Genomic DNA, 26,135 nt, shown 5'->3' with positions numbered 1-26,135 from the left:
TGCTCTGCCCGGCTCCCCCACGGGTCAGCGGATCGTGGAGATGGTCAGCGTGGCGGTCGTACCGTCTGATGCGACATAGGACCCGCTCGACTGCGGCACCAGGATGTCGGCGTACCGTGCGGCCCAATCATTCGAGCAGCGCCCATCGGTCAGCACCAGGGTCGCGCTCGCCTGCCGGGCCGCCACCGGGTCGAGGGCTCCTCCCGCGGCGACGATGGCGTTGACCGCGCCGAAATCCTCCGGCCACGCCATCCCGTAGTGGAAGTACGCGATGGGGACCCCCGCGGTGACCTTCACGACCCGCGGATCCAGGCACGGGCCCACGATAAGCAGCGTCCCCGGACTCTCCGAAGCCGATTCCCTCGCGAGGCCGGCCGCAACCCGGTACCGGTCGGAGTCCGTGTCCATGAGAGCCCTGGCCTGGAACGCGCCGGCGAAGCGGACGAAGTCCCCCATCGACACGAACGCCAGCACGGCCACCACCGCGAACCCGGCCAGGCCCACCCACCGACCCACCGATAGGGCCCGAAGGTCCCTCGCCACCAGCACCAGCACCGGAAGGATGGTGGCGGCAATAAGGAAGAACATATCGATCCACAGCCGGTACGGTTCCGCGTTGGCGCCCCACAGGTCGTTCGACGCCAGCAACAGCCAGGCCGTCGCGCCGCCCAGCGCGTAGGCGGCCCATTCGGGTCGCCGCCGGATCAGGCCCGCGATCGCGATCCCGACCAGCGGCACGATCAGAACGGTGCCGCCCAGCAGGCCCGCGGCTGCCGGCACCCCGAGCTGGGAATTCGACGCAACCCTGTACAACAGGAACGGGTCACCAGCGGCCAGCCCGCCGACCGTCGCAGCGATCTGCGGCGAGGCCCCGAGCGCCGCGGCACCGAAAAAAAGCACGACGACCCCCCTCGTTCGCACAATCAGTACCCCCAATCCGGGCGCCATCGGCAGCAGTCCGAACACGAGGGCGGGCAGCTGGCCGAACTCGGCGGCGACCCGCGGACCCCAGACGAAGAGCACCGGGATCAGGCCGATGCTGACAACAGCGAGAATCAGCCAGCGCCCGCTGACGATAGTCAGCACGGCGAGTACCCCGGCAAGGAAATACACCGCGGCGATGAAGGAGTAGGTCTGCACGTTTGCGAGCAGACCGATCACCAGGCTGAGCCCGATGGTGCCGAACAGGCGCACGCGCTGTCCGTGCGGCCGCCACCAGAGCCAGCCGAGACTGAGCAGCACCATCCCCGCAATCGACAGGGAGACGGCTTCACCGTTGAGCGGATGCAGCACCGCGAACGGACCCCAGAGCACGGCGTGGGACGCCAATTCGGTGTACCAGCCGTCGCCCTGGAACGCTGCGAAGGTTCCCAGCAGGAACGGAATCGGGGCCAATAGGCCCATCCACCACCGGTTTCCGGCCGTAATGAGCACCGTGGCGAGCACGGCGACCAGCACCAGCTGCGCCACCAGGCCGGTGATGTTCCACGCAGTGATCGGCGTCAGCCCGAACGCCCGCGCTACCAGTCCCGCGAACTCGTAGTACGCCCGCGGGTACGTGTTCGACCCGGTCTCGGTGTCCGGCTCGACGTCCTGGAACTGCCCCTCAGAAAAGTTCGTGACAATTGCCAGGTAGCCCAGTTGATCGTGCTCGAAGAAGGCACGAAACCGGTTGATCGACCAGCCGGGATTCGCCAGGTACATGCCGGCCTGCGTGGCCGCGAACACGGCCACCGCCACCAGAACACTCGCGCCGCACGCCAGCCACCCGCGTACGGATGTCCCCGCCGACCGTTCAGAGTCCACTGGCTCGCCCTTCCGGTGCCACGTGTGATGCTGTGTCGGTGAACTTAGTGGGCGATCGAGATCCGCGCTTCCCCCTATAACGGGATTTCAGGAGCGGGGACTGAGAAGTCTAAGCTGGCATTTCACGAATCCGCGGATGCGCTACGGCTCGCCAGGCCCGCCGCCCGCACCATCCGCTGAACAAGTGCAGCTACAATCTTGCGAGCTCTCCGGCCGCCCCGCGCGGGAGAGAGCACACAGTCCCTGACGCAGTCAAGTGATCGGAACCAGTTCGAGTGAGTCAAAAATTTCCTGCTGACCTGAGCGAGTTCACGGTCCCCGGCCACAGCCGCGGAATCATCGACGCCCTGTCGTACCGGTACCTTCTGCGGCTGCTGATCCGGAAGGGCACCCTCACCCGCTATCACGGCTCGGTTCTCGGTTGGGTGTGGTCGTACGTCAAGCCCGCCGCCCAGTTCCTGGTGTTCTACCTGGTCTTCGGGTTCTTCCTCGGGCTCAACAAGGGGATCGACAACTTCCCGATCTATCTCTTCTCCGGCATGATCGCGATCAACCTGTTCGGCGAGGCCTTCGGCAACGCGACCAGGTCGATCGTCGACAACACCGCCCTGGTGCAGAAGATCTATCTGCCCCGGGAACTGTTCCCGATCTCTGCCGTGATCGTCGCCTTCGTGCATTTCCTCCCGCAGGTCTTGATCCTGGTCGTCGTCTGTTTGTTCGCGGGCTGGGTACCCACCCTGGTCGGCATCGCGAGCATCATCCTCGGCATGCTCATCGTCGTCACCCTGGCCATCGGTCTCGGACTGTTCTTCGGGGCCATCAACGTGGCGTTCCGCGACGCGCAGAACCTCGTCGAACTGATCCTCCTCTTCGCGACCTGGACCTCCCCGGTGCTGTACGCGTGGACGATGGTCGCCGACAAGGTCTCACCCTGGGTCTTCAACCTCTACCTCTCCAATCCGCTCACCTCCGCAGTTGAGTTGTTCCACGCCGGCTTCTGGTTCAGCACCACAACGGGCTCCCTGCCCCAGCCGCCGCACCTGGCCGCGTTCAGCCTGATCGGCCTGCTGATTTCGCTCATCATCCTTGCTATCGGGCAACTCGTCTTCAAGCGTCTGGAGGGGCACTTTGCCCAGAACCTCTGATCCGGCCCTGCCGCGCATCATCATCGACGGCGTCGACAAGACCTTCATCCTTCGGCACACCCACTCGTTCAAGGAATCGTTCATCGCCAAGCTTCAGAAGAAGAAGACGACGACAAGTTTCTCCGCGCTTTCCGACATCGGTTTCACCGTTCAGGAGGGCGAATCCGTGGCCCTGCTGGGCTACAACGGCTCCGGAAAGTCCACCCTGCTCAAGCTCATCTCCGGGGTGATGCGACCCGACTCCGGCCGGATCCTCACCCGCGGGCGGGTCGCCGGCTTGATCGAGGTCGGTGCCGGGTTCCACCCCGATCTCTCCGGCCGGGAGAACGTGTACCTGAACGCCGCGATTCTCGGCATGAACAAGGACGAGATCGACCGCCGGTTCAACGACATCGTCGAATTCTCCGAGATCGGCGAGTTCATCGACACCGAGGTCAAGCACTATTCGTCGGGCATGTTCGTCAGGCTGGCGTTCTCCGTGGCGATCCACACCGAACTGGACATCCTGCTGGTCGACGAGGTTCTGGCCGTCGGTGACGCCCCTTTCCGCGAGAAGTGCAAGAAGAAGATCCAAGAGCTCACCGATCAGGGTAAGACCATGCTCGTGGTGAGCCACGATGTCGATATGGTCACCCAGGTCTGCAAACGGGGGATCGTGCTGCGCGACGGCAAGGTCTGCTTCGACGGCGCGGTCAACGACGCTGTCGCCTCGATGCAAGGGAACGGTGCGTAACGCTGTGACGGCCCAGAGCGCCGACGAGGAAGCAGACCAGAAGTCCTCTGGCTTCATCCTCATCGTCGCGGCCACCGGAATCGTGGGCATCGCGGGGTACGTCATCACCTGGCTGGTGCCCGCCGTGATCGGCGTCGGCCCGTACGCCGTGTTCGCCGTGTTCTGGTCGTTCATCTTCCTCGTCGCCGCGGCGCTCTCGGGCATCCAGCAGGAGGTCACCAGGGCGACGCATCCGCGCGACACCGGCAACACCAGCTACCGCAACCGAGCAGGCGTCTTCGCTGTGGCCGCGTTCCTGGTCGTCCTGGCGCTCGTGCTGGGCACCGCCCCGCTCTGGCAGGCTCAGGTCTTCCCCACCGACGGCTGGTCGCTGGTCGTGCCGTTGGCGGTCGGCGCCGCCTCCTATGTGCCCCTCGCGGTGCTGGCCGGGTCGCTCTACGGCATCGGCCACTGGAAGGCCCTCTTCGGCCTGATCGTCGTTGAAGGTGTGCTGCGGCTGGTGCTGATCGGGATCGCGCTGGCCTTCCTGCCCGGTTCAGTTCCGCTCGCGTGGGCTGTCGCCATCCCGTTCCCCGTCACCGTGCTGGCCATCTGGCCCTTCGCCAGGTCCCGCGTCGTCGGCAAGACCCAGCTGGACGTCGCGCTGCCTGCTCTCACCTGGAACGTCGTGCGCACCATCGTCGCAGCCGCGTCGATGGGCCTGATGGTCAGCGGGTTCCCGCTCGTGCTCAGCCTCACCTCACCGGCGGTGCCCGCCGCCGAACTCGGCCTCGTCATTCTCGCGGCCACCCTGACCCGGGCTCCGCTGATCGTCGTGGGGATGGCCCTGCAGAGCTTCCTCATCGTCTTTTTCCGCGGTCGACTGGACCGGTTCTGGCGATCGCTGCTGCAGCTCGAGGCCCTGGTCCTGGGTCTGGGCGCCGTCCTGGCCGTCCTCGGCTTCCTGGCCGGTCCCGCCGTGTTCGCCTTCCTCTTCCCCGGCCAAAGCGTGCCAGAGGGCTGGGTCATCGCAACCTTCGTGGCCTCCTCCGCGCTCGTCGGTGCGCTGTGCGTGAGCGCTCCCGCGGTGCTCTCCCGCAACGCGCACAGCGCCTTCACCGCCGGCTGGGTCGTCGCCGCCCTCACCACCGTGGTCTGCCTGCTGCTGCCCGTCGACTTCCTCGAGCGCACCATGCTCGCGCTGCTCGTCGGACCGGCCGCCGGCGTTCTCCTGCACGGCGTGTACCTCGCCGTCGCACGGAACGGCGAAGCCGCACCCGTCGCCCCTGACGCGCTGGTCACTGACTGATGTCAGTCCCTCCCCTGCCGACCACCTCGACGAAAGACACCTCCGCCATGAACCGCACCGGCCCGCACAGGCTCGCCGATCTCAAGTGGCTGGCGCTGACCGCTCTGACCGTCGGTGTGCTCGCACTGGTTCCCCTCATCTGGAACCGACGGTTCTATTTCCAGGACGACTCGGAGAACGGCGCCTTCGGCGTCTGGTACCACATCGGACAGAACCTCCTGGCCGGAAAACTCCCGGTCCTCAACCCGTCGGTATGGTCAAGCGGCAACTACCTGGCAGAGGGTCAGTGGGGCACCTGGAACCCGCTGATCATGCTCATCGGCATCGGCGCGTACCTCGGCACCAACGCGGTGCTGTTCATGACAGTTCTGAAGGTGCTGCTCCTGATCATCGCGGGCTGCGGCGTGTACCTGCTGGCCCGGTCCTACCGTGCCGCTCCGCCACTGGCCTACGTGGCGGGTTTCGCCGTCACCCTCAACGGTTTCACCATCTACTTCGACGCCCCATCCTGGGTCACCGGTCTGCTGGTCTGGGCGCTGATTCCCTACTTCTGGGTCGCGCTGCGGCGGCTCACCCAGCGTTCGGCGAACCCGCTGCCCGCCTTCCTGGTCGGCTATCTCATCGTCACCGTCGGCTACGTGCAGGGTGTCTTCGCCATCGGCTTCGTGCTTCTCGCCGTCGGCGTCGACTGCCTCATCCGCCGGCACTGGGCCAAAGCCATGCGCGTCGTCGGCGTCGGCGTCGCGCTGGTGCTCGTGGCCGTCACGGTCTTCCTGCCCGGCGCGCTGACGGGGTCGGTCACCAACCGTGCCGTGAACATCGTCGGCAACGACGGCATGATGAGCGTGGACCTGGGCGGCATCTTCAGCTCCACCATCGCCACGGGCTACCCGCAGGTGAGTTCCTGGTGGTGGTCCGGGCCCACCGCGACCAGCCCGGTGGTCTACATCGCCTGGTTCCTGCCGGTGCTGTTCTTCGTCGATTGGCGCAAGGCCCTGCAGAACCGCGCACAGGTGCGGGACCTGACCATCGTGATGAGCCTGTCCCTGCTCTACGTGCTCCTGCCGACCGTGATCGGGCCGCTGCGCTATCCGGTGCGCTTCATGCCGTACTTCGCCCTCACCCTGATTGTCCTCACCGTGGTCGCCCTCAGCCGGGCTGGCGTGCCCCGGCCGGGCCGCAACCGGATCTTCGGCGCCGCCGCCGTGATCATTGCCGCGGTCTACCTGTCCTGGGCCCAACTTCCGCCGCACTATCTCGCCCTCATCTTCAGCGGCCTGGTGGCCATCCTCGGTCTCGGCGCAATCTGGTGGTTGATGCGCCGGCGCCCCGAACACAGCTCGGTCTGGCCGACCGTGGCCGCCGTCGCCCTCGCCGTCAGCCTGGTGCTGACGGCTGCCCAGCACTACGACACGCGCTCAAGCCCGCTGTCGATGAACAACGTGCCCGCCGACACGAGCATCGCCAAGGGCGTGCTCGAAGGTATCGAAGGCGACGTGATCGTAGTGGGCGACCCCCTCATCTACGGGGCCGACCCCGCGGCCTGGCGGGAGACGCTGATGGCCAACATGTGGTACCTCAGCCCGGCCCAGGTGCAGAACCGCTACCAGCTCATCGGGTTCGCCGCGTACAACTCGGCGCTCTGCCTGCAATACCTGGGCGGCACCTGCCCCGAACTGCTCACCACCCTCTTCGAGCCGCGCGAGGCGACGGGGCTGCTCCTGGTGGACCAGCTCTCGATCGACAACATCCAGATTCTCAAGGCCGCGTTCGACGACGACGACGACGAATGGCGCACACCCCCCGCCGGGTGGAGCATCGAGCGCGACACCGGATTGACCGTGGTCTGGAGCCGGGACGAACCCGTCGGTTCCGCCGGTGACGTGGTGTGGAGCAGCGACGGCACCAGCGTCGAGACCCTGTCCCAGACGGACACCTCCGTCACCATGAAGGTGCTCTCAGCGCCCGCTGACGGGGGCACGGTGGCCCTGAGCCGCTTGGCTTGGCCCGGATACTCGGCCGAGAACGCCACGCTCAGCACGGCGCCTGTGGACGGTTTCCTCCTTGGGGTGGATATTCCGCAGTCGTCGGTCGGCGAGGTCGTCACCGTCACCTTCCAGCCGCCGGGCTGGGCCATCGAGGTGACCGCCTGGTTGACCGCGCTGGCGGGCATCCTGATCTGGACGCTACTCGTCTCGGTCGGCCGACTGCGCCGCCGCTCCACTGCCGCCGCCTAGCCCCACGCAGGCGCACGAGAGCCCCGGCTGGATATCCAGCCGGGGCTCTCCTCTGTGCAGTGCGGACCGTGCGACGAACGCGTCAGACCTACTGAGGCGACGTCCGGGGGAACACGACGGCCGGGTTGAACCGGATTCCGGCCAGCAGGCGACCGTACATCCGGCGCTGCAGCTTGCCGGCGACCCGGCCCCGCCGCATCATCAGGGCCACCCGGGCGCACAGGTACAGGTAAGCGAAGAGACTCTGGTGGTGCAGCCTGAAGGACGCCTCGTTGCGGATGCCGTAGGCGAATTTCCACGCATTGGCGTCATCGATCAAGCCGAAGTTGACGCCCTTGTTGTCGCCCATGTCGTGCACGACAACGCTGTCGAGGACCTGCACACCCGGGCAGGCTCGGGTGATGCGCAGGGTGTACTCGTGGTCGTCGAACCAGATGAAGTACTCGGAGTACGGCAGGCCGTGCTTCTCGATCACCCAACGAGGAATGAGCACCGACACGAAGGAACAGCTCTTCACCGTCACCGAACGCTGACCCTTGGACACGAGCCTGGCCCAGTCCCAGGTGGGTTCAGGGTTGTTCATCTCGCAGATGGCGCCGTCGATGTAGTTGACCAGCGAGCAGGAGAACGGCACCTCGGGGCCGAGCTCGGCGACGGCGGCGACGAAGCCGTCACGCAGCTTCTCGAGGGCGTCGGGCTGCGGGTAGCAGTCGTCGTCCATGATCCAGACGAAATCGGCGCCGAGCTGATAGCCGCGCTCCATGCCCGCCGAGAATCCGCCGGCCCCACCGGTGTTCGTGGGCAGGGACATCACCTCGAGCGGGATGCTGGTCGTCAGCTGACCGAGGTATTCCGCGGTGCCGTCGGTCGACGCGTTGTCCACGATGATGAGGCGGGTGGGCGCGAAGGTCTGGGCTTCGATGGAGGCGATCACCGTCTTGAGCTTCGCGAGCCTGTTGAAGGTGACGACGACGGCGCTTACTTGATCCATAACTCGAACAGCTTTCCGGCCCAATCGTGGGCGCTTTCATACTCGGTGAATTCCTGGGCCAGGGCGACTTCTCGACGCCAGACGTCTGTTCGATAATCCTCTGAGCCGGCCATCCGGGTGACGATTTCGCTCGCCTCGGTCAGGAACAGGCCGGGGTCGCGGGACACCAGGGCGTCGGGCACGATGACGGTGCGCTGGGAGCCGACGTCGGTGGAGATCACGGGCACACCCGCTGCCAAGGCCTCCAGCGTGGTGAGGGTGAGTCCTTCGTTCTGCGAGCTCAGGACGAGGCAGTCGATCCGGGCGAGGGTATTGCTGACCGGAGATCCCTCGTCCACCCATTCGACCAGGCCGGACAGCTTGTGGCTGTCGATGTCCCGCCGGACGAACTGCTCGAGTTCGCCGCCACCCTGGATCACCACCCGGATGGTCAGCCCCTCGACGTCCTGAAGCTCCCTGACCAACTTGGTGAACAGGTAGGGACGCTTCTGCGCCGCGAAGCGGCCGATGAAGCCCAGAGTCAGCACCGACTCATCGACGCGCGCACGCGCCACCTCGGCGACCGACCCCGTTGTGGTGAGACCGATCAGGGGCGCCAGCGCCACCTTCGCCGGGTCCACGCCCTGCACCCGAACGAACCAGTCCTGCAGCTGCGGCGAGATCACGTGGTGCACGTCGATGAACTCGTCCAGGGCCGCGCCGATTGCCGGGTAGCCACCGCCGTTGTATTCGAGGATGTGGTGGGTGGTGGCCACGTGCAGCCCCGGGATGCGGTTGCGCAGCCACGGCAACCGGTCGTAGAGCCACCGGCTGTGGTGCACGAATGCGCCACGGATGTCGAAGTTCGTGGCGAGGGCCTCGAGCACCGGTTCTGAGTGCTCTGGCTGGTTGACCGGGTGCGTCAGTGTGAGAACGATGGCACCGTCCAACTCGGCCTTGGTGATCCACGGGTGCGTCGAGGGCACATCGGTGATGACGATGGGTCGCAGCCCGCTGTTGCGGGCGAGCGCGATGGACTCCATTGCCCAGCGCTCTGCACCGCCCAGCTCGAGCCAGTGCAGGCCGATGATGACGGCGGGTTCCAGGTCGGTCGCGGTGCCGCCGGTCGGCACGCCGGTCAGGTCGACAACGCGGCGCGCCACGACGGTGGAGTTCAGCGAGGACTCACGTCCGCGCAGCAGCCACTGCCGCAGCCGGTCGTACTCGAACGGGTACCGCCGTTCGATGCCGCCGCGCAGCCGCCAGTACAGGCTGGCCCGCCCGACGGTCGCGGTGGATCCGGGTTCGCGCTCGGCGTCGATCACGATGTTGCGAACCCCCGTTTCCGGGTCGGTCAGCCAGCTCTTGCGGGTGTGGGTGTAGTGCGGGTGCGGCGAGCCGGCCACGGTGCTCACGATGGTGAACTCGGCCACTCTGGTCGCTTCGGCGGTGACCTTCTCGTGCCGGGTGCCGGCATCCGTCAGGTGCGCCCCGAGGCCCGGGCGGTTGATGTGCACCACGATGCGCAGGCGGGCGCCCGGATTGTCGAGGGCGTGGAAGTTGGTCGCGGAGACCAGCAGCGCCAGCTGCCGCTCGGTCAGCGCAGACCCGAGCTTCTCCGCCGCCGGGGCTGAGAGGTCGGCGGTGAACAGTGCGGGACGACCGAAGGCCGTCGAGAGAAGGTCAGACATGGTGAAGAGGGTACTTTCACTTCGCTTGGCTGGCAGGAGTCGATGCCCGGTGGCACCGTCGACTCCCGCAGCCGACCGGATCAAGCACGTGGTGCCTCGATGCCGGCCTGTTTGATGGGCACGTCGTCAACGGCGCGTTCGGGGATGTTCTGGAGGGACATGCGTCGCATGGCGCGGCGGGCCGGTTCCTCGACCCACTTCCACAGGGCGAAGCCGAAGATCGTGGCAAGCGCGGGGACCAGGAAGATGAGGATCTTGCTAGCAAGTGTACCTTGCGCCAGGAATGGGAGCCTCTCCTGGGCCGTCCAGACAATTTCGATCAGCGGCATGTGCACAAGATAGACGCTGTACGACGCCATGCCGCCGATCACGAGCCAGCGGTGCCCGAGGAGACTCATCAGGCCCTTGCGGCCCACCACGATCGCACCGACGAAGACCAGCAACGCGGGGACCACGAGCACTCCCCACCGCTCGTTGACCCTGCCGTTGAGCAGGTAGGCCACGATCAGCACCACCACGATCAGTGCGGGTGCCAGCCAGTTGGCGATGCGCTGAGCACCGGGCCGGTTCTGCACCCGTTCGAGAGCGTAGAAAAGCAACCCGCCGGCCACGAACTCGCAGAGGATGCGGATCAGCCACATCCAGGGGGCGTACAACGATCCGAGGGCGAGGGCGAAGAGCACCACCGGCATCACCGTGACGACAGCGAGGATGCCGAGGCCGCGGGTTCCGAGCACCCGCGACAGGCGGAACAACAGCAGGGCGAGGATCGGGAACAGCAGGTAGGCCAGGGCTTCGACCGACACCGACCAGGCGGCGCCGTTCCAGGTCAGCCGGTTGAAGTCAGCTTCGGTCCACTGCACGACCAGGGTCGACTGGCGCAGGAAGCTCCACACGCTGAAGTCACGCGGCGCGACGGGGTCGGTGGCGCCGAAGATCAGGAAGCTGCCGTGCCAGACCGACACGAAGGCCAGCATGACGAAGTACGCCGGCCAGATGCGCGACAGCCGGGCCCACCAGAACTTGACGCTCGCCTTACGGTCGAGGGAGCCACCCATCTTGCGCCCGTAGTTCAGCGTGATGACGTAACCGCTGAGGATGAAGAAGAGGTCGACGCCGTAGTCGCCGTGGGTGATGATCGGAGCGAAGGCGGCGTACACCGCGGGGAACTCTGCGGCGATGCTGAACCGGATGTGGAACAGCACCACCCAGAGCGCGGCAAGGATCCGCACACCGGTCAGGGCATGGATCTGCCTGATGGGGGCGGCGCCGACCGGAGTGTCGGCGAGGGAGGTTCCGGACACGTCAGCCTTCCGTGTGGCCCACGACCGGGTCAGGCCGTGGCGTCCGTCGCGAAAAGCGGACGGAGCTTGTTCTCGAAGGTGGACAGTGCGGCACCGATCGCCATGTGCATGTCGAGGTACTGGTAGGTGCCCAGTCGGCCGCCGAAGATCACGTTGGGCTGCTCGGCGATGCGCTCCCGGTAGCGCAGCAGGCGTTCGCGGTCTGCAGCGGTGTTCACGGGGTAGTAGGGCTCGTCGGCTTCCTCGGCGAAGCGCGAGAACTCCCGCATGATCACGGTCTTGTCGTTCGGGTAGTCCCGCTCGGGGTGGAAGTGCTTGAACTCGTGGATGCGGGTGTACGCGACGTCGGTGTCCGCGTAGTTCATTACCGGTGTGCCCTGGTAGTCACCGGTCTGGATGACTTCTTCCTCGAAGTCCAGGGTGCGCCAGGACAGCGGCCCCTCCGAGTAGTCGAAGTACCTGTCGACGGGACCGGTGTAGACGACGGGGACCGTGCCGACGGTGTCGCGGATGTTGATTTCCTGGTCGAGGTCGAAGAAGTCCGTGGACAGCCGCACCTCGATGTTGGGGTGATCGGCCATGCGTTCGATCCAGGCCGTGTACCCGTCGACGGGCAGTCCCTCATAGGTGTCGCTGAAGTACCGGTTGTCGTAGTTGTACCGCACGGGCAGGCGGCTGATGACCTCTGCGGGCAGCTCCCGCGGGTCGGTCTGCCACTGCTTGGCGGTGTAGTCCCTGATGAACGCCTCGTAGAGGGGACGGCCGATCAGGGCGACGGCCTTGTCCTCGAGGTTGCTCACCGTGGCGAGCTCGCCCTCCGCGGCCTGTTCGCTGATCAGCGCGCGGGCCTCGGTGGGCGAGTAGGCGCTGTGGAAGAACTGGTTGATGGTGCCGAGGTTGATCGGCAGCGGGAAGACCTCACCCTTGTGGGTGGTGTACACCCGGTGCCGGTAGGCCGTGAAGGACGTGAACCTGTTGACGTAGTCCCAGACCACCTTGTTCGAGGTGTGGAAGAGGTGGGCGCCGTAGCGATGCACCTCGATTCCGGTCTCGGGCTCGACCGAGCTGTATGCGTTGCCACCGATGTGGTCGCGCTTGTCGATGACGACAACCCGCAATCCCAATTCGTTGGCGCAGCGCTCTGCCACGGTGAGGCCGAAGAAACCGGCTCCGACAACCACAAGGTCAACGTTCATAACACCCATCCTCACTTACAGCCGGCCAGTTCGACCAAACTTCGATCCTACTGGGGCGTGTCTGTGTGCTTGCTCACGGCCATTCGGCGATACACGGCTCGTCGGATGACGACCGGAACGAAGCGATACCCGCCGCGCACGATCACGTTGCGGAGGAACTGGCCGGGCGTGACGAACCCGTCCGCCAGTAGTCGGCGCTGCAGGGCCAGCTCGCTGCGGAACAGGGACAGGCCACCTCGCCGGTTGTATGCACCGGAGTCGACCCTGTACATGACCAGCGGTTCGGGCAGGTTGCGCACGGTGGCGCCGGCCATGATCATTCGCGCGAACAACCAGTAGTCCTCCATCAGCGGAAGATGGCGGTAGCCGCCTGAGGCCTCGACCGCCGACTTGCGATACACCACGGTGGGGTGGTTGAACGGGTCGCGGAATCTGGCCTGACGGCTGATTTCGGCCTGCCCGACCGGCGGAACCCGGCGGCCGAGGATCTTGTCGAGCTCGTTGAATTCGAGCATGCCCGTTCCGACCAGGTCGCAGCCCGCTTCGATGGCGGGCAGCTGCCGGGCGAATCGTTCCGGCAGCGAGATGTCGTCGGCATCCATTCGGGCGACCACGTCGAACCGGCAGGCGGCCAGCCCGCGGGTCAGCGCGACGGCCAGACCCACGTTGACGTCCAGGTCGACCCGGCGAACCTCCACCGGGGAGGCGTCGATGGCCGTGCTGATGGCCTCGGCCAGTGCCGGGCTGATCGGGCCGTCCCGTACCAGAACCACCTCGGTCGGGCGACGGGTCTGGTCGGTGACGGCGCTGGAGAACGCCCGGGTGAAGTACTCGGGTCGGTCCCCCAGGTAGACGGGCAGCAGCAGGGAGAAGGGCAGTCCGGGGCTCGTCACGACGAGGCCCTGGCCGGACCGGCCTCCGCCGCCTGGACGGACTCGCTCACCCGGCCGAACCCGGCCAGCACCTGGGCGTTCGTGGCCGGTCGGGTGGTGAGGCCTTCACGCAGGCCCTCCCGGAGGCCGTGCCGGAGCGTGGCCCGGTCTGCGGAATGCACGAAAGTACTGATCCAACTGCGGGCCGTCGCTCCGGCGTAGAGCACCCGCTCGAAGGGGGACAGTGCCGGCGAGAGGCGCAGCAGCCACAACTTGTTGCGCACCTCCAGCCGGAACCGGGGCCCGGGGTCGATGTTCGTCGAGCCGAAGACCTTGGTCTTGTGCACCACGATGCTGCGTCGGCTGAGGTATCCCGTCGACCCGCGCAGGATCCGGGCGGTGTACTCGAAGTCATCGTTCCAGAGGAAGTACCCGGCTACCGGCAGACCGTGCTCGGCGACCGCGCGCGCGTCGATCATGACCGACACGAACGACGCCGACCGAACCGGGTAGCAGTCGAACTCGCGGGCGCGCTCCAGGGATCGGCGCGCGGCGAACGGCCGTGCCCGTGGCATGTTCATCGGGTGTTCCCGGCCGTCGGTCCAGTGCACTGTCGACGCGAGGATCCTGGTGGACGCCGGAGCGTGCGCGCGCGCCGTCAGGAGCTCCGCGAGTGCGGTCTCGGTGGGCACGGTGTCGTCGTCCATCAACCAGACCAGGTCCGCGCCGAGCGGCCCGACGGCCTCCGCCAGGCCGGCGGTGAAGCCGCCGGCCCCGCCGGTGTTCCGGTCGAGCACCACCAGGGTCACCTCGGGGTGCGCCGAGCGGACGGCCTCTGCAGTGCCGTCGGTGGAGGCGTTGTCGATCACCAGGACCTCATCGGGCCGGCGGGTTTGACCGGCCAGTGCGGCCAGGCTTTCCAGGAGCAGGTCGCGACGGTTGAAGGCCACGACCACGACCACGACCTTCTCGGCAGGCGTCTTCGTCATGACTTCTCAACTTTCAGTGGTTCGCGGAGTTCCCTGACCCAGTTCGGTCGCGCCCGCTGTGAGCCCGCCCGGTCTCGTCCCCACAGCCTGAACACTCCCCAGCCGAGCAGGAGCACAACCAGCAGAACGCCGGAGAGGATCTGGACCGGCCAGCCCGGTGCCCGGAAGGACACCGTCACGACATCGCCGGCGGCATCGGCGGGAATGTCGATGCCCATCAGGAAGCCATTGACGAGTTCGTCCGACACCTTTCCACCGTCGACCTCGTAGCCCGGCCACGAAATCCGGCTCAGGGCGACCTGGCCGCCGTCTTCGCCGACGGCGTCGACACGGAAGGAGACCCCCATGTCGTCCTCGTGGAGCACCGTCACCTCGGTGTCGTCAGAGCTCCAGACGACACTGCCGGCGCCAGGCACCGGGGTGTCCCGCACGATCAGCCGGGTCAGTTCGGTGTCCTGGGCCACGTGCCAGCCGTCGGGCGTCTCGGCCCAGAGTTCTTCCGGAACCGAGCTCTTCACGATCAGGACCGAGCTGACACCCAGGTCGTCGACGAGATTCTGGCCGGTGTCGATGCCCGCCGTGAACAGCTTCGGTAGCAGGTCCGCGCAGGTGACACCCTGGTAAGCCATGCAGAGCGCATCGCCGTAGCCGGGGTAGAAGACCGAGGTGTAGGCGTTCTGCACGGGGGCCTCCGGGATGTACCAGAGGTTGGCCACCGTGGTTTCAGCCCAGTCGCCCGGCTGGATCGCACCGTTCTGCGGTCCGCCGACCACGAGGACATCTCCCTCGGCGTCGGTGAGCAGGTCCCGATAGCTCTGAACCGAGCTCGGCACCTGGTAGTTCAGCAGCGGACCACTGGTGTGCACGATGTGCTGGGGGTAGATCACGCCGAGGGTCACGATCACCGCCAGGGCTGGGAGAAGCCAGACGCGTGAGGCGCGCGCCCGGTCCCGCAACGGTGCGGAGAGTCCCGGCAGCCCGCCGGGAGAGGTGATCCGGTAGAACACCCAGAGCACGACAAGAACAGCGACGGTGGCCAGGGCCACCACCCCGGCGTACTGCGGACCCTGGAACACCGTCAGCATGGCGCCGAAAAGGGTGTACGCGCAGGCGGCCAGGAAGCGCCGGCGGGAGATCACCTCGACCCTGGCCAGAGACAGCCCGATAGCCAGGATCAGGAGCACCGCGATCGCCAGGTACGGCATCATCCGCAACGGAATGCGGAGCGGCCCGACGTCGCTGGGCAGCAGCACACCGATCAGCGCGACGCCGAAGAAGATCACCACGCTCAGCCGGGTGGCCAGCACCGGCATCAACCGCTTCCACGCGACGAACGCGAACAGCGGGAGCATCCAACTTATATAGACCAGCGGCGCCGACGGGAAGAAGGCACCGAAGAAGCCGACCTGCGGAATCCCGACGGGCGTGTTCGCCGCCACCAGGCCGCTCAAGTCCACCGTCAGGAGCCCGGTGTTCACGACGCCCTTGGTACGCCCGGACGTTCCCGCGGTCAGGAGCCCCGGCAGGTGCACGATGACGGCGAACAGTCCGGCGCCGGTGGCGATCAGGAAGGCGCGCACGATGGATGCCCGGTGCCGGGCGATGAACGCCTCGGCAATCGTGGCCGCCAGGGCCACGGCCAGGAAGATGGTGGCGTGCACGTAGCCGATACCGACGGTGCCGATGCAGGCCAGCAACGCCAGGGTGGGCGACTTGGCCGAGAACACGGCCCGCCGAGTCAGCGCCCAGGCCAGAGCCCACATGCTCCAGGCCAGCAGACCGTTGACCCAGGTGGTCGCATCCAGGTAGAAGGTCACGCCCGTGAACGGCAGCGCGACGGCGACGGCCGCCGCCCAGCCGCGGCCGGCTTGGAAGGTGCGGGCCAGCAGGTACGCGCCCAGCGAACCCGCGACCAGGCAGAGGACCTTGACGACAGTGGAGAAGATCAGGGCGTTGCCCGCCCAGTGCGACCAGATGCCGATCAGCCAGAGGACCGGGCTGAAGATCCCCCACGCGCCCTCGGCGAGATAGTTGCCGGACTGCCAGACCAGGGGGTTGATCAGCGACCAGTTGCCCTCGAGAATGCGGGTGCCGATCTCGTACCACTGCCCGAAGGCACCCGACTGGGTGTCGTCGATGAAGTAGTAGCCGCGGTTGACCAGCAACGGCAGGGCAGCCCCGACCAGTACGGCGACGACCACAATGGCGGGCCATACGAATCTCGACTTCAGCAACAGTTTGCCCTTTTCTCGCCCTGATCAGGATGTGACGGTCGTCACTGTGCGCGCCCGCAGGGGTGATTGCCGGCCCGCTCTGAGCGAACCGCCTCCCCATTCTCGCTTAGGGTCGCCCCGCGCGGGGACAGAGGTCGCTCAGGACCACCCGGTATCGTGAAGGCTCAGCACTACGAAGGATGCGAGTCACACTTAACTTATGACACACGATGCGACGTTCCCTGATGATCAGCCTCTCGTCTCGATCGTCATCCCCGCCTACAACAACGCGGACTACCTCGACGAGACCATGAAGAGCGTGCTCGGCCAGACGTATACCAACCTCGAGGTGATCGTCTCCGACCACGCGTCCATCGACGACACCTGGGCCGTCATGCAGCGTTACAGCGCCGACCCGCGCGTCACCCTGCTGCACACCGAGGGTGGCGGCGGGGCGCTGCGCAACTGGAACCGAGTGAGCCAGGCGGCCACCGGCGAGCTGATCAAACTCGTCTGCGGCGACGACCTGCTCTACCCCACCATCGTCGCCCAGCAGGTTGCCGCGCTCATGAACGAGCCCGGCGCCGTGCTGACCGCCTCCCCGCGTGACATCGTCGACGCCAACGGCGCACCGGTGCTGAAGAACCGTGGCCTGGCCGGCCTGATCGGTGTGCACGACGGCGCCGTCGCCGTGCGGAAGACCATCACCCAGGGCACCAACATCTTCGGCGAACCCGGCTGCGTGATGATGCGCCGGAGCGTTCTGGAGAAGGTGGGCTGGTGGGATTCGCGCTGGCCGTACCTGATCGACGAGACCTCTTATTCGATGGTCCTGCTCGAGGGAAAGTTCGTCGGCGTACCCGGCAGCCTGGCCGGCTTCCGCATCTCCGACAGCCAGTGGAGCGTGCGCCTGGTCGCCGAGCAGGCCGAGCAGGCTATCGGCTTCCACAACTGGATGGCCAAGACTCGCCCCGACGTCGTGTCCAGCACCGACCGGCGGATCGGCAACACCCGCGCCAGGGTGATGGCCCAGGTGCGCCGGCTCGCCTACATCTGGCTCGGCCGGCGCATGTCCAAGGCGGTGACGACGGATGCCGCAGCCAACTGACCCGGCCGACGAAACGGCCCGTGTGATAGGTTCTGAACCCGTGACACTCCCCTCTGCAGAACCCGACGTCGCCGACCACAGCATCTCGATCGTCATCCCCGTCTATCAGGGAGAACGTACCCTCACCGGCGTTCTCGAGGAGATCGAACCGCTCACCCGGCTGAGCATCACCCCTGATGGCTACAGCTTCCAGGTCGAAGAGGTCCTGCTGGTCTTCGACCACGGTCCGGACGACTCGGCGTCGATCATCCGCACCATCACCGACAGGTTCCCGTTCGCCCGCGGCATCTGGCTGAGCAAGAACTTCGGCCAGCACGCGGCGACCCTCGCCGGCATGGCGTCCTCCGGCGGCGACTGGATCGTCACCCTCGACGAGGACGGCCAGCACGACCCCCGCGCCATCGGCGGGATGCTCGACACCGCCATGCGCGAGCAGGCCAGCGTCGTCTACGCCAAGCCGACCAACCCGGCCCCGCACGGCCCCGTGCGCAACGCGGCCTCGAAGACCGCGAAATACCTGCTCACCAAGCTGTCCGGCACCGGCGCGGCCGCTGACTACCAGAGCTACCGGCTGATGCTGGGCAACATCGGGCGCAGCGTCGCCGCCTACGCCGGCTCCGGGGTCTACCTCGACGTCGCCATCGGCTGGGTCGCCTCCCGCGTCACGACCTCCCCGGTCGAACTGCGCGAGGAAGGTGAACGCAGCTCCGGCTATTCGGCCCGACGACTGTTCTCGCACTTCTGGCGCATGATCCTCACCACCGGCACGAGGGGGCTGCGGATCGTCAGCGGCCTCGGCGTCATCTTTGCCGTGATCGGTGTGATCTTCGCTGTCGTCATCTTCATCCAGCGCCTCGCCGGCGACATCGCCATCCAGGGCTGGGCGTCGCTGAGCGTCCTGGTGCTGCTGAGCGCGGGGTTCATCCTGTTCTCCCTGGGCATCATCGCGGAGTACATCGGCATCAACGTGAACATGGCCATGGGCAAGCCGCCGTACCTCATCACGACCGACCCGGCGGATGGGCCTCTCGGGCGGACGCGCAAAGCGGCCAAGTGACCACCTACGTCTGGGTGATCGGGGCCCGCGGCCTGCTCGGCGGCGCCACGGCCGCCGCGATCAGCCGTCGCCCCGGCTGGGTGCTGCTGAACGCAGAACCGCTGCCGTGGGCCGATGACGACGCCCTGGCGGCCGCCGTCGCGGCGACCGCCGCCCGGCTGCTCGAGACCGCCGCAACCGAGCGCACGAACTGGGCGGTGCTCTGGCTGGCCGGAAACGCCGTCACCTCCACACCCCCGGCTGCGATCGATCGGGAACTGCGTCAGCTGCGCCTGGTGCTGGACGCTGTCGGTACCGCCGCCGCCCACCAGGGCACCTCCGGCGCCGGCGCCGTGTTCTACGCGTCCTCGGCCGGCGGCGTGTACGGCGGTTCGGCGCATCCGCCGTTCAACGAAAACAGCGCACCGGTGCCGATCTCGGGCTACGGACGGTTCAAGCTCGACGCCGAGGCGAGCCTGTTCGCCTTCTCCCGGGCCAGCGGAGTCTCGGTGCTCGCCGGCCGGATCGCGAACCTGTACGGGCCCGGCCAGAAGCTGGGCAAGATGCAGGGCCTGATCTCGCACCTGGCCAAGGCCCAGTTCTCACCCAAGCCGGCGTCGATATTCGTGCCGCTGGAGACCATGCGGGACTACATTTTCGTGCGTGACTGCGCCGAACTCGTCGTGGACTGCGTCGCCAGGCTGCTCGAGGTCACCGCCGCCACCGGACGCACCGAGGTGATCAAGAACCTCGCCTCGGGTCAGGCCGTGACGATCAGCAACCTGCTCGGCCAGATCCGCAGCCTCGCCAAGGGCCAGCCGAACGTGATGCTGGGCTACTCGGCCGAGGCCTCGATGCAGGGCCTGGATCTGCGTATCACCTCGACGGTGTGGCCCGACCTGGACCGGCGGCAGCTGACCAGTCTGCCCGCGGGGATCAAGGCCACCATGGACGACGTGCTCGCCCACATCCAGTCCGGCGGCTGACACCCCGCCCAGGCGGCGCCATCGTCCAGATGCCGCAAAAGGCCCCATGGAACTCATCCATGGGGCCTTTAGCCGTGATTCGGCCGGCTGTTAGTCGGTCTTGAGCAGCCCGTTCAGGTAGACGCCGTAACCGCTCTTGGCGAGCGGGGCGGCGAGACGGCTCAGCTGGGCGTCGTCGATCCAGCCGGCGCGCCAGGCGATCTCTTCGATGCAGCCGATCTTGTGGCCCTGGCGGTCTTCGATGACGCGCACGTATTCGGAGGCCTGCATCATCGATTCGAAGGTGCCGGTGTCCAGCCAGGCGGTGCCGCGGTCCAGGACCTGCACGTGCAGGTTGCCCTGGTTGAGGTAGCGCTCGTTGACGGTGGAGATCTCCAGCTCGCCGCGGGCGCTGGGTTCGATGGACTTGGCGATCTCGACGACGGAGTTGTCGTAGAAGTACAGTCCGGGCACGGCGTAGTTGCTCTTGGGCTTGGTCGGCTTCTCTTCGATCGACACGGCGGTGAAGTCGTCGTCGAACTCCACGACTCCATAGGAGGTGGGGTTGGACACGTGGTACGCGAAGATCAGGGCGCCGTCGATGTCGGCGTTGTTGCGGAGCGCCGAGCCCAGGCCGGCGCCGTGGAAGATGTTGTCGCCCAGCACCAGGGCGACGCTGTCATCGCCGATGAAGTCCTCACCGATGGTGAACGCCTGCGCGAGGCCGTCCGGGGAGGGCTGCACGGCGTATTCGAGGCGGAGGCCGAGCTCGCTGCCGTCGCCGAGGAGGGCCTTGAACTGGTCGTTGTACTCGGGGGTGGTGATGATGAGCACCTCGCGGATACCGGCCATCATCAGCGTCGAGAGGGGGTAGTAGATCATCGGCTTGTCGTAGATGGGCATCAACTGCTTGGAGATGCCCTTGGTGATCGGCCAGAGGCGGGTTCCTGAGCCTCCGGCGAGAATGATTCCGCGCATGGTCTAGTTCCGTTCGTTGAGCGACTGGTAGTAGGCGCGGGCGGCGTCCCAGGTGGGCAGCAGTCCGCTCGCGGCGGCCTCGGCGAGGCTGGGTGCGTCGGTGTCTTTCGGGGAGAGCAGCAGCTCTCCGGCCGAGGACGGGAAGATCAGGCCGACCTCGTCATCGAGCGGGTTGATCCCGTGCTCGGCGCCGGCGGTGTAGGTGGAGGAGACCAGGTAGCTCACGGTGGCCTTGTCGGTCAGGGCGACGAAAGCGTGGCCGAGGCCCTCGGAGATGTAGACGGCCTTACGGTCGACGTCGTCCAGCAGTACGGAGTCCCACTGGCCGAAGGTGGGCGAACCGACCCGGATGTCGACGATGAAGTCGATGATCGCACCGTGCGTGGCGGTGACGTACTTGGCCTGGCCCGGCGGGATGTCTGCAAAGTGGATGCCGCGCACGACGCCGCGGCTGGACATGCTGGTGTTGGCCTGACGCAGGTCCAGCGGGTGCCCGACCGCCTCGGACAACTTGTCGAAGCGGTACCACTCGAGGAAGACTCCCCGGTCGTCCCCGAACTGCTTGGGGGTCACCTCGTAGGAATCGGGGACGGAGAGTTCACGAATCTGCACGTTTGCCAGCCTAGCAAGGCGTGTCCAGTAGAATCGCGGAGGCACCTTTACGCAAACGGAATGGTCACGTATATATATGAAGATCCTCGTCACCGGCGGAGCCGGGTTCATCGGCTCGAACTTTGTTCGTCGCACCCTGCAGGACGCTTACCCGGGCCTGGAAGGCGCCGAAGTCGTCGTCCTGGACGCCCTCACCTACTCCGGCAACCTGGAGAACCTGGCCCCCGTGGCCGATTCCGACCGCTACACCTTCGTCGAGGGCGACATCCGCGACGGCGCTCTGCTGGACACCCTGTTCCCGGGCCTCGACGCCGTGGTGCACTTCGCCGCGGAATCCCACGTGGACCGCTCCGTGCGGGACGCCTCGATCTTCGTCGAGACCAACGTGCTCGGCACCCAACAGCTGCTCGACGCGGCACTGCGCAACAACCTGCCCAGGTTCGTGCACGTGTCCACCGACGAGGTCTACGGCTCCATCGCCGAAGGCTCCTGGAACGAGGAGCGCGCCCTCGAGCCCAACTCGCCGTACTCCGCGTCGAAGGCCGGCAGCGACCTGCTCGCCCGCAGCTACCACCGCACCCACGGCCTGAACGTGTCGATCACCCGGTGCTCGAACAACTACGGCCCGTACCACTTCCCCGAGAAGGTCATCCCGCTGTTCGTGACCAACCTCATCGACGACCTGCACGTTCCCCTCTACGGCGAGGGCAACAACATCCGTGACTGGCTGCACGTGGACGACCACACCCGCGCCATCGCGATGGTGCTGGTCTCCGGCCGCGCCGGCGAGATCTACAACATCGGCGGCGGTACCGAGCTGACCAACGTCGAGCTCACTCAGCTGCTGCTGGACGCCACCGGCAAGGACTGGTCCTACGTGGACCGGGTCGCCGACCGTCTCGGCCACGACCTGCGCTACTCCGTGGACATCTCCAAGATCCAGGCCGAACTCGGCTACTCCCCCGAGGTGCCCTTCGAGAAGGGCCTGGCCGACGTGGTGCAGTGGTACCGCGACAACCGCTCCTGGTGGGAACCCCTCAAGGCCCGCGCGGCGTTGAGCTGAGCCTGCTGACATGACCCGTTATCTGATCGCCGGCGCGGCCGGGATGCTCGGCCGCGACCTGCAGGACGCCCTCTCCGACCGTGATGTCACGGCCGTGGACCGCAGCGAGCTGGACATCACCGACCTCGCCGCCGTTCAGAAGGCCGTCACCGGCCACGACGTGATCATCAACGCCGCCGCGTACACCGCGGTGGACGCGGCGGAGGAGAACGAGGCCGCCGCGTATGCGGTGAACGCCATCGGCCCGCGCAACCTCGCGATCGCGGCCGCCGCCAGCGGTGCGAAGCTCGTGCAGATCTCCACCGACTACGTCTTCGACGGCACCGGCAGCACGCCGTACCCCGAAGACACCGCGATCGACCCGCTCAACGCGTACGGCCGCACCAAGGCCGCCGGTGAACAGTTCGTGCTCACCGAGAATCCCGCCGGCAGCTACATCGTGCGCACCGCGTGGCTCTATGGCGCACACGGCCCCAACTTCGGCCGCACCATGCTCACCCTCGCCGCGGGCCGGGACACCGTCTCCGTCGTCGCCGACCAGTTCGGCCAACCCACCTGGACCGTCGACCTGGCCCGCCAGATCGTGGCGATGCTCGACGCCGACGCGCCAGCCGGCATCTACCACGGCACCAACGCCGGGCAGACGAACTGGTTCGGGTTCGCCAGGGCCGTGTTCGCCAACGCGGGCCTTGACCCTGACCGGGTGCTGCCCACCGACGGCCGCACGTTCGTGCGTCCGGCACCACGACCGTCGTACTCGGTACTCGGGCACGACGCCTGGTCCGCTGCCGGCCTGGCCCCGATGCGGCCCTGGACCGAGGCCCTCGAGGACGCCTCGACCCACGGCGCTTTCACCCCGTCATGATCACCCTCCGGGTCATCGTCGACCAGATGGTCTCGCCCGTTCCCGGCGGGCTCGGCCGGTACACCGAGGAACTCACCCGGTCGCTGATCGCCACGGCGCCAACCGACTGTGCGGTCGAAGGCATCGTCTCGGCCACCTCGGCGGAGCACTACGACCAGATCACCGACGCCCTGCCCGGCCTGGCGGGCCTGCACAAGATGGCACTGGCGCGCCGCGAACTCGCCGCGGCCTGGCAGCTCGGTGTGGCGACCTCGGCCGGCCGCGGCCTCGTGCACGCCCCCGGCCTGTTTGCTCCGCTGCACCGGCACGACAGGGTCAGGGACGAGACCCAGGTCGCCGTGACGGTGCACGACGTGCTCGCCTGGACGCATCCGGAGTCGTTGACCCCGACCACCGTCTCCCGAACCAAGCTGATGCTCAAACGCGCCCGCAAGCACGCCGACGCCATCGTGGTGCCCAGCCACGCCCTCGCCGACCAGCTCGGCGAGATCATGGACTTCGGCGACAGGGTGCGGGTGATCGGCGGGGCCGTCAGCAGCGGCCTGGTGCTGCCGACGAATTCCGCCGCCGCCGAAGCCATGGCCGTGGCCCTGGGGCTGCCCGACGAGTACATCCTCACCGCCGGCACCCTGGAACCGCGCCGCGCCGTGACCGCCCTCATCACGGCCCTGGGCCGTCCGGGCGCCGCGGAGCTGCCGCTGCTTGTTGTCGGACCGGATTCCTGGGGTGAGCTGACTCTCGCGTCGGTGGCCGACGAGGCCGGCCTCGCTCCCGACCGGGTGCGCGCGCTGGACGGCCTGACCGACCAGCAGCTCGCCCTGGTGATCTCGCGGGCGTCGGTCTTCGTCTACCCCAGCCTCGAGGAGGGCTTCGGCCTGCCGATCATCCAGGCTTTCCACTTCGGCACCCCGGTGATCCACTCGGATGCGCCGGCCCTGGTCGAGGCCGCCGGCGATGCGGGCTTCGTGGTGGAGCGTGACGACCCGGCCGGCTACCCCGATCGGCTCGCCGCCGCCCTGGACCGGGTGCTTGGCGACACCGCCCTCGCCGACAGGTTGCGCATCTTCGGCGGCGACAGGGCCAGGGCGTTCAGCTGGCGGGACACCGCCGAACGCGTCTGGCAGTTGCACGCCGACCTCTGAGCCCATCGGGCCCGATCAACGGCTCAGGGTCAGGGTGCGGGGGTCTCTGTGACCGGGTTCAGCGCGGCGTCGATCAGGCCGGCGATGTAGTCGTAGTCGGGGTCTGTCGGGTCCACGTTGTTGGCCGGCACCAGTTCGACGGCGCCCACCGGGAGTTCCTTGGTCTTGGCCGCGAGGCGGGTGAAGTAGCCGAGCATGCCCTGGGGCACGTCGGTCTTGACGACCTCCTGGCCGGCCTGGGCCACACCCTGGAACTTGGTGAGGACGTTGCCCGGGTTGAACTGCTGCAGGATCGCCTCCTGCAGAACCCGCTGGCGGGACATCCGGTCGTAGTCGCTGGTGCCGTGCCTGGCGCGACCGTACCACAGGGCGGTGAAACCGTCCATGTGCTGCGGACCGGCCTCCACCCAGCCTTCCACGTCGCTGAGGTCGTCTTCCTGACCACCGATGGGCAGCCGCTCCGCCACGGTGATGTCCACGCCGCCGAGGGCGTCGATGAGCTGAGAGAAGCCCTGCATGTCGATGAGCACGTAGTACTGGATGGTGAGCCCGGTGACGCCGCTGGCGGCGTCACGCATGGCCTCGATGCCGGGTTCGCTGCCCTCGGCCACCGCGTTGGGGTACATCTCCGGGCTCTTGAGCTCCACCTCGGTGTAGATCGAGTTGAGCTGGCAGACGTCCACGTCGCAGACGCCGTCGTAGCCGTAGCCGTCCGGGTACGAGGCGTACAGGGGGGAATCCTCCGGGAACGGCACGTACTCGAGGTCGCGAGGGATGCCGATGATGTCGGCCTTGCCGGTCTCGGCGTCGATGCTGACCACCGAGGTGCTGTCCGGGCGCATGCCCAACCGGTCGGAACCGGCGTCGCCGCCGAGCAGCATGATGTTGTATCGGCCGTCGACCGGCGGCTCCGACGGGCCGGCCGCGAACACCGACGACAGGAACCCGCTGGCCGTCGTGGCAACGTAGGCGCCGTAGGAGGCGGTTCCGGCCACAGTGACCATCACCACTGTCGCCAGTCCGGCGATGAACGGCCGGGCCTTGGGCCGGGCCTTCACGAGGCGGGTCAACCGGATGGTGTCGAAGGTCAGGACCACCCAGACCAGGGCGTAGAACACCATCACGATGGCGAGGATCCACAGTCCGATCGAGTTGGTGGCCACGGTGAGCAGGATCTCGGGGTTCAGCGCGTAGACGATGCCGGCGATCACGCCGAGGCCGAGCAGACTCAGGCTGGCGCGCAGTCCGAACCGGCCGAGGCCGCGGCTTCCCGCGAGTACCTGGGCGGAGCCGGGCAGAAGGATGTTGAGGACCACGAGCCACCAGGCCCGGCGGGTCATGACCTGCCTGGAGCCGGAATTCGGGTGCCGGATCGGGCTGCTGGCGCTCGTCATAGTTTCGCTTGCAGGGCCGTGTTCTTCTGCTCCACCTGCTCGGCCAGCTGGTCGGCGTAGCCTTGCAGCTTGAGGCGCAGCGCGTCATCCGCCGTCGCCAGGATCTTGATGGCGATCAGGGCCGCGTTGCGCGCGCCGCCGATCGAGACCGTCGCGACGGGAACGCCGGCCGGCATCTGCACGATCGATAGCAGTGAGTCCAGGCCGTCCAGGCGGCCCAGCGGCACCGGAACGCCCACGACGGGAAGCGTGGTGACCGCGGCGAGCATGCCCGGCAGGTGTGCGGCGCCGCCGGCGCCGGCGATGATCACCTTGAGGCCGCGGCCCCAGGCTTCGGCGCCGTAGCGCATCATCTTTTCCGGCGTGCGGTGCGCTGAGACCACCTGCACCTCGTGGGCGACACCGAATTCGGCCAGCATGGCCGCGGCGTCGCTCATGACGTTCCAGTCGGAGTCCGACCCCATCACGACGCCGACGAGCGCGGCTGAGGAGGGGGCGGACTCGGGGGCGGGAGTCGCGAGGTTGTCT

Annotated in this window: 22 protein-coding genes; 10 read left to right on the top strand and 12 right to left on the bottom strand. The window is 67.2% G+C overall.

Annotated features, from left to right (window positions below; translation table 11 throughout):
- Nucleotides 1–24 precede the first annotated feature (24 nt).
- On the bottom strand, nucleotides 25–1,806 hold the full coding sequence (locus B7495_RS03105) for a hypothetical protein (protein ID WP_134481236.1): 1,782 nt from the start codon (nucleotides 1,804–1,806) through the stop codon (nucleotides 25–27).
- Nucleotides 1,807–2,081: 275 nt separating this feature from the next.
- Between B7495_RS03105 and B7495_RS03100 the strand changes: the two genes are divergently transcribed.
- From B7495_RS03100 to B7495_RS03085, 4 genes are read left to right on the top strand one after another with little or no spacing between them, the layout of a single operon-like run.
- Entirely contained in the window at nucleotides 2,082–2,951 is an 870-nt protein-coding gene (locus tag B7495_RS03100; RefSeq protein ID WP_174776281.1) for an ABC transporter permease, read from the top strand.
- A complete protein-coding gene (locus B7495_RS03095; protein ID WP_088455284.1) occupies nucleotides 2,935–3,684 on the top strand; it encodes an ABC transporter ATP-binding protein in 750 nt (249 codons plus the stop codon). Before B7495_RS03100 ends, B7495_RS03095 begins: the two co-directional genes overlap by 17 nt.
- A 4-nt stretch (nucleotides 3,685–3,688) precedes the next feature.
- Nucleotides 3,689–4,972 (top strand): hypothetical protein, encoded by a 1,284-nt coding sequence (locus tag B7495_RS03090; RefSeq protein ID WP_088455283.1) that lies wholly within the window; start codon nucleotides 3,689–3,691, stop codon nucleotides 4,970–4,972.
- Between the two features lie 47 nt (nucleotides 4,973–5,019).
- Nucleotides 5,020–7,209, top strand: coding sequence for a hypothetical protein (locus B7495_RS03085; RefSeq protein ID WP_088455282.1), 2,190 nt, complete (start codon nucleotides 5,020–5,022; stop codon nucleotides 7,207–7,209).
- A gap of 88 nt (nucleotides 7,210–7,297) precedes the next feature.
- Here the strand turns inward: B7495_RS03085 and B7495_RS03080 are convergent, their stop codons facing one another.
- The 7 genes from B7495_RS03080 to B7495_RS03050 all read right to left on the bottom strand — a co-directional run bounded on the left by B7495_RS03080 (nucleotide 7,298) and on the right by B7495_RS03050 (nucleotide 16,465).
- Nucleotides 7,298–8,200 carry a glycosyltransferase family 2 protein gene (locus B7495_RS03080; protein ID WP_088455281.1) on the bottom strand — a complete coding sequence of 301 codons (903 nt, stop codon included), beginning with the start codon at nucleotides 8,198–8,200 and terminating at the stop codon, nucleotides 7,298–7,300.
- Entirely contained in the window at nucleotides 8,188–9,870 is a 1,683-nt protein-coding gene (locus tag B7495_RS03075; protein WP_088455280.1) for a glycosyltransferase, read from the bottom strand. Before B7495_RS03075 ends, B7495_RS03080 begins: the two co-directional genes overlap by 13 nt.
- Before the next feature lie 80 nt (nucleotides 9,871–9,950).
- A complete protein-coding gene (locus tag B7495_RS03070; protein WP_166789024.1) occupies nucleotides 9,951–11,174 on the bottom strand; it encodes an acyltransferase in 1,224 nt (407 codons plus the stop codon).
- A gap of 29 nt (nucleotides 11,175–11,203) precedes the next feature.
- A complete protein-coding gene (glf, locus tag B7495_RS03065; protein WP_088455278.1) occupies nucleotides 11,204–12,370 on the bottom strand; it encodes a UDP-galactopyranose mutase in 1,167 nt (388 codons plus the stop codon).
- A gap of 47 nt (nucleotides 12,371–12,417) precedes the next feature.
- Entirely contained in the window at nucleotides 12,418–13,263 is an 846-nt protein-coding gene (locus tag B7495_RS03060) for a glycosyltransferase (protein WP_088455277.1), read from the bottom strand.
- Nucleotides 13,260–14,231, bottom strand: coding sequence for a glycosyltransferase (locus tag B7495_RS03055; protein ID WP_088455276.1), 972 nt, complete (start codon nucleotides 14,229–14,231; stop codon nucleotides 13,260–13,262). The genes B7495_RS03060 and B7495_RS03055 overlap by 4 nt, the downstream gene beginning before the upstream one ends.
- On the bottom strand, nucleotides 14,228–16,465 hold the full coding sequence (locus tag B7495_RS03050) for a hypothetical protein (protein ID WP_134481232.1): 2,238 nt from the start codon (nucleotides 16,463–16,465) through the stop codon (nucleotides 14,228–14,230). Before B7495_RS03050 ends, B7495_RS03055 begins: the two co-directional genes overlap by 4 nt.
- A gap of 199 nt (nucleotides 16,466–16,664) precedes the next feature.
- Here B7495_RS03050 and B7495_RS03045 point away from each other — a divergent pair, with 199 nt between their 5' ends.
- From B7495_RS03045 to B7495_RS03035, 3 genes are read left to right on the top strand one after another with little or no spacing between them, the layout of a single operon-like run.
- Nucleotides 16,665–17,552, top strand: coding sequence for a glycosyltransferase family A protein (locus B7495_RS03045; protein ID WP_088455274.1), 888 nt, complete (start codon nucleotides 16,665–16,667; stop codon nucleotides 17,550–17,552).
- 40 nt (nucleotides 17,553–17,592) lie between these two features.
- A complete protein-coding gene (locus B7495_RS03040) occupies nucleotides 17,593–18,609 on the top strand; it encodes a glycosyltransferase (RefSeq protein ID WP_240632372.1) in 1,017 nt (338 codons plus the stop codon).
- Complete coding sequence (locus B7495_RS03035; protein ID WP_088455273.1) at nucleotides 18,606–19,574, top strand: NAD-dependent epimerase/dehydratase family protein; 969 nt, start codon at nucleotides 18,606–18,608, stop codon at nucleotides 19,572–19,574. Before B7495_RS03040 ends, B7495_RS03035 begins: the two co-directional genes overlap by 4 nt.
- 90 nt (nucleotides 19,575–19,664) lie before the next feature.
- On the opposite strand, the gene rfbA is transcribed toward B7495_RS03035, so the two are convergent.
- Entirely contained in the window at nucleotides 19,665–20,531 is an 867-nt protein-coding gene (gene rfbA, locus B7495_RS03030; protein ID WP_088455272.1) for a glucose-1-phosphate thymidylyltransferase RfbA, read from the bottom strand.
- A gap of 3 nt (nucleotides 20,532–20,534) precedes the next feature.
- The gene (locus B7495_RS03025) at nucleotides 20,535–21,143 is read right to left on the bottom strand and encodes a dTDP-4-dehydrorhamnose 3,5-epimerase family protein (protein WP_088455271.1); all 609 of its coding nucleotides are present in this window, start codon (nucleotides 21,141–21,143) and stop codon (nucleotides 20,535–20,537) included.
- Nucleotides 21,144–21,219: 76 nt separating this feature from the next.
- On the opposite strand from B7495_RS03025, the gene rfbB reads away from it, so the two are divergent.
- Genes rfbB through B7495_RS03010 form a run of 3 tightly spaced genes read left to right on the top strand, consistent with a single transcriptional unit; the run spans nucleotide 21,220 to nucleotide 24,213 of the window.
- On the top strand, nucleotides 21,220–22,206 hold the full coding sequence (gene rfbB / locus B7495_RS03020) for a dTDP-glucose 4,6-dehydratase (protein ID WP_088455270.1): 987 nt from the start codon (nucleotides 21,220–21,222) through the stop codon (nucleotides 22,204–22,206).
- Between the two features lie 10 nt (nucleotides 22,207–22,216).
- Entirely contained in the window at nucleotides 22,217–23,071 is an 855-nt protein-coding gene (gene rfbD / locus B7495_RS03015) for a dTDP-4-dehydrorhamnose reductase (RefSeq protein ID WP_088455269.1), read from the top strand.
- Nucleotides 23,068–24,213: a glycosyltransferase family 1 protein gene (locus B7495_RS03010; RefSeq protein WP_088455268.1), complete on the top strand. Its 1,146-nt coding sequence runs from the start codon at nucleotides 23,068–23,070 to the stop codon at nucleotides 24,211–24,213. The genes rfbD and B7495_RS03010 overlap by 4 nt, the downstream gene beginning before the upstream one ends.
- A 29-nt stretch (nucleotides 24,214–24,242) precedes the next feature.
- On the opposite strand, the gene B7495_RS03005 is transcribed toward B7495_RS03010, so the two are convergent.
- Together B7495_RS03005 and purE are read right to left on the bottom strand one after the other, a co-directional pair.
- Nucleotides 24,243–25,607, bottom strand: a complete 1,365-nt coding sequence (locus tag B7495_RS03005; RefSeq protein ID WP_088455267.1) for an LCP family protein — start codon at nucleotides 25,605–25,607, stop codon at nucleotides 24,243–24,245.
- Nucleotides 25,604–26,071, bottom strand: a complete 468-nt coding sequence (gene purE / locus B7495_RS03000) for a 5-(carboxyamino)imidazole ribonucleotide mutase (protein WP_088457867.1) — start codon at nucleotides 26,069–26,071, stop codon at nucleotides 25,604–25,606. Before purE ends, B7495_RS03005 begins: the two co-directional genes overlap by 4 nt.
- Nucleotides 26,072–26,135: the final 64 nt, after the last annotated feature.

It is taken from the genome of Cryobacterium sp. LW097 (genome assembly GCF_002205495.2).
GTDB classification, from domain to species: Bacteria; Actinomycetota; Actinomycetes; order Actinomycetales; family Microbacteriaceae; genus Cryobacterium; species Cryobacterium zongtaii.
This window is presented reverse-complemented; position numbering and strand designations above follow the sequence as displayed.